Origin of the sequence: Nonomuraea sp. NPDC051191, from assembly GCF_044455665.1 — a bacterium.
Lineage (GTDB): Bacteria > Actinomycetota > Actinomycetes > Streptosporangiales > Streptosporangiaceae > Nonomuraea.
This window is the reverse complement of the sequence record NZ_JBITEZ010000006.1, coordinates 89238-98192: the sequence shown is the minus strand read 5'-3', so window position 1 is coordinate 98192 and position 8955 is coordinate 89238. Positions and strand designations below refer to the sequence as shown.

9 protein-coding genes are annotated in these 8955 nt (G+C 72.3%); 5 read left to right on the top strand and 4 right to left on the bottom strand.

Annotation, left to right across the window (positions count from 1 at the left end):
• Window positions 1-2 precede the first annotated feature (2 nt).
• Both ACIA8R_RS18475 and ACIA8R_RS18470 read left to right on the top strand, forming a co-directional pair.
• Window positions 3-1436, top strand: a complete 1434-nt coding sequence (locus ACIA8R_RS18475) for an MFS transporter (RefSeq protein ID WP_397039369.1) — start codon at window positions 3-5, stop codon at window positions 1434-1436.
• Window positions 1433-1918 (top strand): pyridoxamine 5'-phosphate oxidase family protein, encoded by a 486-nt coding sequence (locus ACIA8R_RS18470; RefSeq protein WP_357697193.1) that lies wholly within the window; start codon window positions 1433-1435, stop codon window positions 1916-1918. Before ACIA8R_RS18475 ends, ACIA8R_RS18470 begins: the two co-directional genes overlap by 4 nt.
• Window positions 1919-1935: 17 nt before the next feature.
• Here the strand turns inward: ACIA8R_RS18470 and ACIA8R_RS18465 are convergent, their stop codons facing one another.
• From ACIA8R_RS18465 to ACIA8R_RS18450, 4 genes are all read right to left on the bottom strand, one after another.
• The gene (locus ACIA8R_RS18465) at window positions 1936-3306 is read right to left on the bottom strand and encodes a hypothetical protein (protein ID WP_397039368.1); all 1371 of its coding nucleotides are present in this window, start codon (window positions 3304-3306) and stop codon (window positions 1936-1938) included.
• Window positions 3307-3334: 28 nt separating this feature from the next.
• Window positions 3335-3961, bottom strand: coding sequence for a TetR/AcrR family transcriptional regulator (locus tag ACIA8R_RS18460; protein WP_397039366.1), 627 nt, complete (start codon window positions 3959-3961; stop codon window positions 3335-3337).
• Window positions 3962-4545: 584 nt separating this feature from the next.
• The gene (locus ACIA8R_RS18455) at window positions 4546-5490 is read right to left on the bottom strand and encodes a winged helix DNA-binding domain-containing protein (protein ID WP_397039365.1); all 945 of its coding nucleotides are present in this window, start codon (window positions 5488-5490) and stop codon (window positions 4546-4548) included.
• 103 nt (window positions 5491-5593) lie between these two features.
• Window positions 5594-6580, bottom strand: coding sequence for a zinc-binding dehydrogenase (locus ACIA8R_RS18450; protein WP_397039364.1), 987 nt, complete (start codon window positions 6578-6580; stop codon window positions 5594-5596).
• 62 nt (window positions 6581-6642) lie between these two features.
• Here ACIA8R_RS18450 and ACIA8R_RS18445 point away from each other — a divergent pair, with 62 nt between their 5' ends.
• From ACIA8R_RS18445 to ACIA8R_RS18435, 3 genes are all read left to right on the top strand, one after another.
• Window positions 6643-7614 carry a helix-turn-helix transcriptional regulator gene (locus ACIA8R_RS18445; protein ID WP_397039362.1) on the top strand — a complete coding sequence of 324 codons (972 nt, stop codon included), beginning with the start codon at window positions 6643-6645 and terminating at the stop codon, window positions 7612-7614.
• A 92-nt stretch (window positions 7615-7706) separates the two neighbouring features.
• Window positions 7707-8195 (top strand): DUF6653 family protein, encoded by a 489-nt coding sequence (locus ACIA8R_RS18440; protein ID WP_357697206.1) that lies wholly within the window; start codon window positions 7707-7709, stop codon window positions 8193-8195.
• 109 nt (window positions 8196-8304) lie between these two features.
• On the top strand, window positions 8305-8928 hold the full coding sequence (locus ACIA8R_RS18435) for a TetR/AcrR family transcriptional regulator (RefSeq protein WP_357697209.1): 624 nt from the start codon (window positions 8305-8307) through the stop codon (window positions 8926-8928).
• Window positions 8929-8955: the final 27 nt, after the last annotated feature.

Here is an 8955-nt window from a genome sequence, read left to right as displayed (position 1 = left end):
TCATGTTGTTGCAACGACCGGGCGCCCACACCGTGCCCGACCGAATGAGCGGGCGAGCCTGGGCGATGTTGCTCGTCCTGTGCGGCGCCATCTTCCTCGAAGGCGTGGACGTCTCGATGATGGGCGTCGCCCTGCCGTCGATCCAGGCCGAGCTGGGCATGACCACCGGCGAACTGCAGTGGGTGGTCAGCGCGTACGTGCTCGGCTACGGCGGTTTCATGCTCATGGGCGGCCGCGCCGCCGACCTGCTCGGCCGCCGTCGCATGTTCCTGTTCTGGCTGGCGGTCTTCCTCGTCTTCTCCGGGGTGGGCGGGTTCGCCACCGAGGGCTGGGCGCTGATCCTGTCCCGCCTGGTCAAGGGCATCGCCGCGGCCTTCCTCACCCCCGCCGGCCTGTCCGTCATCACCACCGGCTTCCCCGAGGGCCGGCTGCGCAACAAGGCGCTGCTCGTCTACGCGGGCACGGCCGCCGCCGGGTTCTCCCTCGGCCTGGTCGTCGGCGGCCTGCTGACCGCGATCAGCTGGCGCTGGGTGTTCTTCGCGCCGGTCCTGCTGACCGCCGCGATCCTCGCCGGGGCGTTCGTCCTGGTGCCGAAGGACGACCGTTCGGCCCGTTCCCGGTCCGGGTTCGACCTCGCGGGCGCGATCAGCGTCACCGCCTCGGTGTTGCTGCTCGTCCTCGCCGTCGAACGGGCCGCGCACACCGGATGGGTCACGACGGCGCTCCTGCTGGCCGCGAGCCTGGCGTCGCTGGCCGCGTTCGTGCTCATCGAGCGCAGGTCACGTTCTCCGCTCGTGCGGCTGGGCATCTTCCGGTCCGGCCCGCTCGTCCGCGCGAACCTGGGCGCCGTCCTGTTCTCCGGCTCGTTCTTCGCCTTCCAGTTCATCGCGGTGCTCTACCTGCAGCAGTTGCGCGGCTGGTCGCCGTTGGAGACCGGGCTGGCCCTGCTCGCCATCGGCGTGGACGCCGTCCTGGCGCCGACGCTCACTCCCTGGCTGGTCAACCGCTTCGGCAACGTCCGGGTGATCTTCGGGGGGTTGCTGCTGGCCGCGGCGGCCTACGCGCTGTTCCAGCCGATCGCCCTGGACTGGACGTACGCCGCCATGTTCCCGACCATGATCCTGCTCGGGCTGGCGTTCGCGCTGGTCTACGGGCCGCTGACGATCGCCGCCACCGACGGGATCGCCGAGGAGGAGCAGGGCCTGGCGGGCGGCCTGCTCAACACGTCCTTCCAGTTCGGCGCGGGTCTGGGGCTCGCGGTGGTCACCGCCGTCGCCACGGCCGCGACCGCCGGCCGTACCTCGCCGCAGGGGATGCTCGACGGCTTCCACACCGCGCTGTACGTGCCGATCACCGCCGCCGCGCTGGGCGTGCTGGTCACCGCCTTCGGGCTGCGCCGCACCCGGCCGGCCGCCGACCTCGGGAGCCGTTCATGACCGTGCGGGTACGATCGTTCGCCGAGATCGAGAACGAGTTCAACGCCTCCATCGGCCGGATCGGGTACGCCACCATGGTCACGGTGGACGCCAAGGGACGGCCGAGGACCAGGGTGCTGATCCCCGTCTGGGAGAACGTCGACGGCCGGCCGCTCGGCTGGCTCGCCACGTACAGGACCCCGGTCAAGGCGGCGCACATCGCCGGGAACCCGCACACGAACTTCTCGTACTGGATGCCCGGCAACGACTCCGTCGCCGTCGACACCGTGGCCGAGTGGGTGGACGACCTGGACGTCAAACGTCACGTGTGGGACCTCTACCGGCGGACCAGCCCGCCCGGGGCCGGCTACGACCTGGGCGACTTCTGGCGCTCGCCCGCCGATCCGAAGCTGCACGTGCTGCGCCTGGACACCTGGCGCGTCCAGGTCATCCGGGGCATGGACCTGCGCAGCCGCATCTGGCAGGCCACGGACAAAGCCTGAGAGGCCCCCGGACGCCGTCAGGGACCCGGCAGCGGGATGATCTTGCGGTACTTCCCGCCGGCCGACTGCTCCGGCGGCTCCCCGGCGCGCTCGATCGTGACGTGACCGGCTCTGTGCTCGGTGAGCAGGTGGACGACCCGGTCACGGGCGGCCTGCCACACCCGGTCCGCGTCGGCGCCGCCGGCGGCCCGCAGGCGTACCCGCAGGACGGTGGGCGCGGTCTGGACGAGCTGGAACTGGTCCATGCCGGGCACGGCCAGCGCGGTGCTGAAGGACATGGGCGAGATGCCGACCCGCTCGCCGTCCTCGGCGGGGAAGGTGAGCAGATCGGCCGCGCGCCCCTGCACCTGTACGGCCGGCAGCGGGTTGCCGCACGGGCAGGGGTCCGGCCGCATCAGGACGCTGTCGCCGAGGTCGTAGCGCAGGATCGGCTGGACCCGGTTGGCGAGGTTGCTGATCAGGACGGTGTGCGAGAGCTGCCCGGGCGGCACCGGCCGGTGGTCGGCGTCGACCGGCTCCAGGACGACCCAGTCGCTGTTGACGTGGTACCAGCCCTCCCGGCAGCCGGACGTGAGGAAACCGCACTCGCCGCAGGCATAGGCTGCGCGGACCTGCGCGCCGAACGCGGTGGCCAGGCGTTCCCGGGCCTGCGGGCTCAGCGTCTCGCCGCCGGGGATGACGAGCGCCGGACGGATGCGCAACCGCCCGGCCTCCTGTTCCCCCGCCAGCAGCGTGAGCAGCCCCACGAACCCCGCGACGCTCGCCGGATCGAACCGGTTGAGCTCGTCGACCATGCTCTCCATCGACTGGTCGGTCGGGACGACCCGCATCAACCGGCCGAGCCACGGCCGGTCCAGGGCCGCCCGTGCCGGCCCGGCGAGGGTGGCGAAGTGGCCCCGCGGAGCCGTGACGACGGCGGTACGGCCGGCGCGGGCGAGGGTGCGCAGCACGTCGTGGGCCGACAACCCGGCGCCGGTGCGCAGCCCGGTGGCGGTGTGGACGGCCAGGCAGTGGTCGTCCTGCACGAACAGGCCGCGCTGCCCGCTGGTGCCGGTGGTCGTGGTGACCAGGTAACGGCCGAGGAACCGGTGGCCCACGAGATCGGGGTCGGCCACGAACGCCTCGACCCGCTCACGGGTCACCTCACGGTCGGTGGCCCAGTCGTCGAAGCGGGCCATCAGCGTCTTCTTGCCGGTGACCGGGAGCAGTTCCGGATCGTCGACCCCCGGCGGCAGGTCGTGGTAGAGCTCGCGGTAGAAGGGCGAGTGGGCGCGGGCGTGGGCCACCAACTCGGCCAGCCGGGCCCGCCGCCGCCGCGCGATCGCCTCAGGGCCTTCCCGTACGGCGCGCCGCATGTCGCGGGCGAGCCGCCGGACGCTTTCCCCCATGATCGTCGCTCCTGTCTCCGGTGATGCGTCAAGGGCCAGGGGTGGGCGACGGCACCGAGAGCAGGCCGCGCATGGCGACCTCGACGCCGTGCCTGGCGGCCGCCCACAACTCCTCCTGCGACCGGCCGAGCCGGACGCTGGCCAGGCCCGCCTGCTGAATGGCGCCCATCAGGGCCCCGGTCATCGCGGCCGCGGTGACCGGGTCGAGGCCGGGGAACGCCTTCAGCAGCTCGTCCGTGACGCGCTGCTGAAGGTCGAGCAGCAGGTAGAGCCCCTTGGCCTGGAGCGCCGGCGTGGTCAGGGCCAGCCGGGTCACGCCGGCCAGCTCCTCGGCCTCCTTGACGGGGACCTTGGGCCGGCGGTGGGCGGCGTACAGCTCGACCGCCCTGGCCAGCACCTCGCCGGGGCCCTCCGCCGGGCGGCGGTCCGCGATGGCCCCGGCCAGCACGTCGAAGTCGCGTTCCAGGTCGACGAAGAGCACTTCGTCCTTGGTGCGGAAGTAGTTGAAGAAGGTCTTGGGGTCGACGTCGGCCGCCGCGGCGATCTGCGTCACGGTGGTCTGCTCGTAGCCCTGCTCCTCGAACAGGGCGATGGCCGCCGACACGATGCGCTGCCGGGTCTCCCGTTTCTTCCGCTCCCGCCGCGACTCCTGCATGCGGGTAAATATACTCTCGCTAGAAACTTCCAGCAACTGGAAGTTTTGCTGATTCGGGGCGTGCCGAGGTCGACCGCCCCGGCCATGGCGTCGAGTCCGGCGTCATTGGGGGTGCAGCCAGTCGCCCTCCTGCCCGTCGCGGGTGTTGTACCCGGGGCGCAGCTCCGGTCGGGGTCACGCGGATCGGCGAGCACCCGCTCGAAGTCGACCACGGCGTCGTACTCGCCGCCGTCGCGGATCCACCGGTCGACGGCGCCACCGTCCTGCGCCAGGCCGCCACCAACGTCGTACGCCACTTCGCGGCGCGTACCTGCCACGTGGAGGCGCACGTCCGGGACGGACGGGTGCGGCTGCGGGTCGCCAACGTCGGCCACCGCCCGCCCGGCGAGGAGGGAGCCTGCGGGTCAGTTCGCTCGGCTGACGGTGGCCGACGCGAGCTCGTCCGGGGCCGCGTCCTTGAGCGTGAACCCCGCCACCTCGGCGGCGATCCCGCGCCGCAGGTTCGCCGGCCGTCCGACGGCATCACCCGGATCACTCGGCGCACTCCCTTCCCGCCGAAGGACATCCGCACCTCAACGCCGGGTTCAGCGCTGTGACAGGAACGGCAGCAGCCGGCCGACCTCGTCGTCGACCGCCTGCCGCTCCTCCGGCGAGAGGGGACGGAACGGCGTCACCCGTACCTCGCCCGCGGTCCAGGACCAGGTGCCGCGGACGAAGCCGTCGACGAGCACCGTGGGCAGCACCCTGGCCTGGCCGGGGGCGACGTGCCTGCGGTCGGCGTCGGCGACGATGCGGCCGCGGTCGGCGTGGCCCAGGAGGGCGTTGTCGTAGGCGGGCAGCAGCCGCACCGGGGCAGGGGTGTCGGGGGCGGGGAGCGGCGCGTCGGGCAGGTCGAGCAGTCGCCGGCCGTCGGGGCCGGTGTGACGGCGCAGCTCCGGGCCCATCTCCGCGACGATCTGCTCCAGCCGGGTCAACCCGGACCACGCCTGGACGTCCGCCACGGTGGCCGGGCCGAAGGCGGCCAGGTAGCGGCGGATCAGGTCGCGGACGGCGGCGGGGCGGACGGCGTCGACCGGGGCGGCGCCGACCGTGACCGACGAACGGGTGCCCCAGCCGCCCCACGACGCGGTGGCCGGATCGTGGACGAGCGGTGTCCGCAGCTCGATCTCACCGGCCAGGACCCGGCTGTCGCGGCCCGGGTGGAGCGCCGCGAGGCGCCTGGCCAGCTCCTTTCTGGGCAGCGGCCCGGTCCGCAGCAGGGCGCGTCCGTCGGCCACCAGCGTGCCGGCGTCGAGCCCGGCGTTGTTGCGCCGGAAGTGCGCCGAGCCGGCGGTCCGGTTCAGGACGGGCTGCAACACCGGCCGCAGCCGGCGGAAGTCGTCGGCCGCGGTGAGGTGCATCGTGCTGCGCAGGAAGCCGGAACGCACCACCCGCCCCTCGGTGAGCAGCGTGGTGAGGTCGGCGTGGGTGAAGCGGCGGAGCCGGGTCCACAGGCCGACATAGGGCCAGTTCGGCTCCTGCGCCTGCATGGCGACCAGGTGCCGATCACCTCCAGGGCCGGCAGGCCGGACCGCTCCAGCAGGAACTGCCGCTGGAGCAGGGCCCGGTTGAGCGCCCGGCGGGACAGGGCGGTCATGCCAGCCGTACCGACACGTTGCCCCGGTACTCGCCGCGCAGCATGGCCAGGAACGCGCCGGGCACGCCGTCGATGCCGGTCTCGACCACGGTCCGCGGGTAGACGAAACGGCCCTGGTCGAGCGCCGCGCGGAAGTGGCGGTGCCAGGCGGCGACCTGGTCGGGCGTGTGATGGCAGGAGAACGGCAGCAGCTCGACCCCTCTGGCCAGGGCGGCGTCGCGGTCGGGCTCGGGGAAGCGGTCGGTCGCGGCGCCGAGCTGCGTGGACAACGATCCGCAGAGGGCGAACCTGGCGCCCGGCGCGGCGGTCTCCAGCGCGGCGTCGTACAGCGCGCCGCCCACGGTGTCGAAGAAGACGGTGACGCCCTCCGGGGCCAGTTCCCTGAGGGCGGCGGCCGGGTCGTGGTGGTAGTCGAAGGCGGCGTCGAAACCGAGCTCGTCCACGAGGTAGTCGGCCTTGGCCTGGCTGCCCGCGCTGCCGATCACCTTCCTGGCGCCCAGGTTGCGGGCGATCTGCCCGGCCAGCGAGCCGACGCCGCCGGCCGCGCCGGAGACGAACACGACGTCGTCCTCGCCGACCTCGGCCACGTCCGCGATGCCGTGGTAGGCGGTGGGGCCCTGGCCCAGGTGGTAGCTCGGGTCGGGATAGGCGGCCGGGTCCAGCTTGACGTACGAGGCCGCCGGTCCCGCCGAGTACGTGCTCCAGCCGCTCATCGACTGGACCAGATCGCCCTCCTTCAGTGCGGGGTCGGCCGAGCTCAGCACGGTGCCGATCGCCGTCACGCCCACCCGCCGGCCGGGCTGCCAGGCCGGGATCGGCAGGTGGCAGTCGGCCCGCATGAGTTCGAGGTAGGTGGCGGCCAGCCCCAGGTGGTCGGTGCGGACCACGACGTCGCTCTCGATCTCCGTCCGGGCGACGGTGAAGTGCTCGGGGCCGGGGACGCCGGCGATCTGGGCGGTCAACTGGATCTCGTGGTTCATCATGGTGTCCACCGTAGAGAGGCTTCCGGTCAGTTTTTGACCGGAAGTGCCCGGACAATGGACCTATGGCCAACACCAGCTCCCGCACGCTCACGCTCCTGTCCTTGCTCCAGACGCACCGCCACTGGCCGGGGGCGGACCTCGCCGATCGGCTGGGGGTGTCGGAACGCACGCTGCGCCGGGACGTCGATCGCCTGCGTGAGCTGGGATATCCGGTACGCGCCTCCCGGGGCACCGACGGCGGCTACCAACTGGAGCCCGGGGCCGTGTTGCCGCCGTTGCTGCTCGACGACGAGGAGGGGGTCGCGCTGGCGGTCGGCATGGGAGACGCGGCGCAGAGCGGGATCGCGGGGCTGGACGAGGCTGCGGTGCGCGCGTTGACCAAGGTCGTGCAGGTCCTGCCGCCTCGCCTGCGGGCCAGGGTGAACGCGCTGCGCGCGATGACCGTCTCGGCGGCGTCCGCCGGGCCGGTGATCCCGGCGGAGGTGCTGACGCTGATCGCCCAGGCGTGCCGGGACCAGGAACGGCTGGGCTTCCGCTACACCATACGCGGCGGCGCGCAGACCGAACGTGAGGTGGAACCCCATCGCCTCGTCGCGCTCGGGGGCCGCTGGTACCTGGTGGCCTACGACCTGACCAGGCACGACTGGCGCAGCTTCCGCCTCGACCGGCTGGCGGAGCCGCGCAACACCGGCGCCCCCTTCCTGCCGCGGCCGCTGCCCGGCGGGGACGCCGCCGCGTTCGTACGCACCGCGGCCCAGGTTCCGGCCGCCCGCACGGTCGTCGCGCTGGTTCACGCACCCGCCGAGCACGTACGCCGGATGGTCGGCCAATGGGGTGAGATCGAACCGGTCGGCCGGGATCGATGCCGGCTCACGATGATCTCCACCAGCCTGGACTGGCCCACGCAGGCGCTGGGCAACGTCGGCGCCGCGTTCGAGGTGCTCCAGCCGCCGGAGTTCGTCGCTCACCTGAGGGACTGGGGCACCCGGTTCCTCGAAGCCGTCGAGAAGTCGCCGGCTCCCGCCGAAACCTGAGGTCACAGGGCGAGTTGAAAACAAATCGCCCAACTGGTTTTATGGATGCATGGCCGGGAGGTTCCCGGCGAACCCCCTCTGAAGGAGCAACCATGAAGCTCACCCAGGCCGCCGCGGCGACGTTCGGTCTCGACGACGACTCCTGGAAGCGGCACGCCAACGCCTGGAGCGTGTGGACCCGGATGGCCGGCCTGGCGCCGATCCTGCTGCCGATCTACTTCCGCGACGAGCTCGGTTGGTGGGCCCTGGCCCCGGTCGCGGTGGGCGTGATCTGGATGTGGCTCAACCCGCACGCGTTCAAGCCGGTCCACGAGCCGCGCAGCTGGGCGTCGAAGGGCATCTACGGCGAGAAGATGTACGCCGCCGACCACTCCCTGGCGGCGGAGGCGCACCGGCCGGCCATCCGGTGGCTGATCGCCATGGCCGCCGTCGGCGCCGCGATCATGGTGTACGGCCTGGTCCGCGTCGAGGCCTGGCCGGCCGTCTTCGGCTGGGCGCTGATCTTCGTCTCCCAGCTGTGGCAGATCGACCGCTTCGTCGCCATCTACGAAGAAGGACTGCGGCGCGGCGCCGCCGAGTGACTCCCCGCCCCTGACCGGAAGGCCGCGCCCGAAAGAAGATGAGAGACCAGCCATGGCGCCCGTGAAACCATATGAACGATCTGTTCGCCTGGAGGAAGGACCGTCTTCGATGCCGCCCGCGTTCACCGCCGAGGAGAAGACCCGCATCAGCGCCCTGCTGCTGGCGACCGGCCGGAAGCTGTTCACCAGCCAGGGGCTGCGCAAGACGTCCCTGGAGGAGCTGATGGCCCCCACCGGAGTGGCCAAGAGCAGCTTCTACGTGTTCTTCGACTCCAAGGAGGCACTGTATCTGGAGCTGATGCTCCAGCAGGCGGGCGAGGTCAGACGCCGGGTCATCGACGGCGCGCTGCTGAGCACCGACGACCCCCGCGAGGGGCTGCGCCGCTTCCTGCACGCCACCATCGACGAGCTGGCCGTCAACCCGCTGTGGCGCCGCCTGATGACCCATCCGGAGGAGATGCAGGCCGTGGCCCGCAAGCTGGAGCCCGAGCGGATCGCCGCCATGTCCGACAGCCCCGCCACCGCCCTGGTGGAGTACGTCGCCGCCCACCGGGCCGAGGGCGAACTGGTCGCCGTCGAACCCGCCGTCATCATCGGCGTCCTGCAGTGCGTGCTCCTGGTGCCGATGTTCGGCGAACGGCTCGGCGACCCCGCCCACCACCCCAAGATCCTCGACCTGCTCATCGACATCGTCGCCGCCGGCCTCACTCAGGCGGGCACGGCAGGTGGGTGAAGGGGCCGGGAGGCGGTCGCTTCCCGC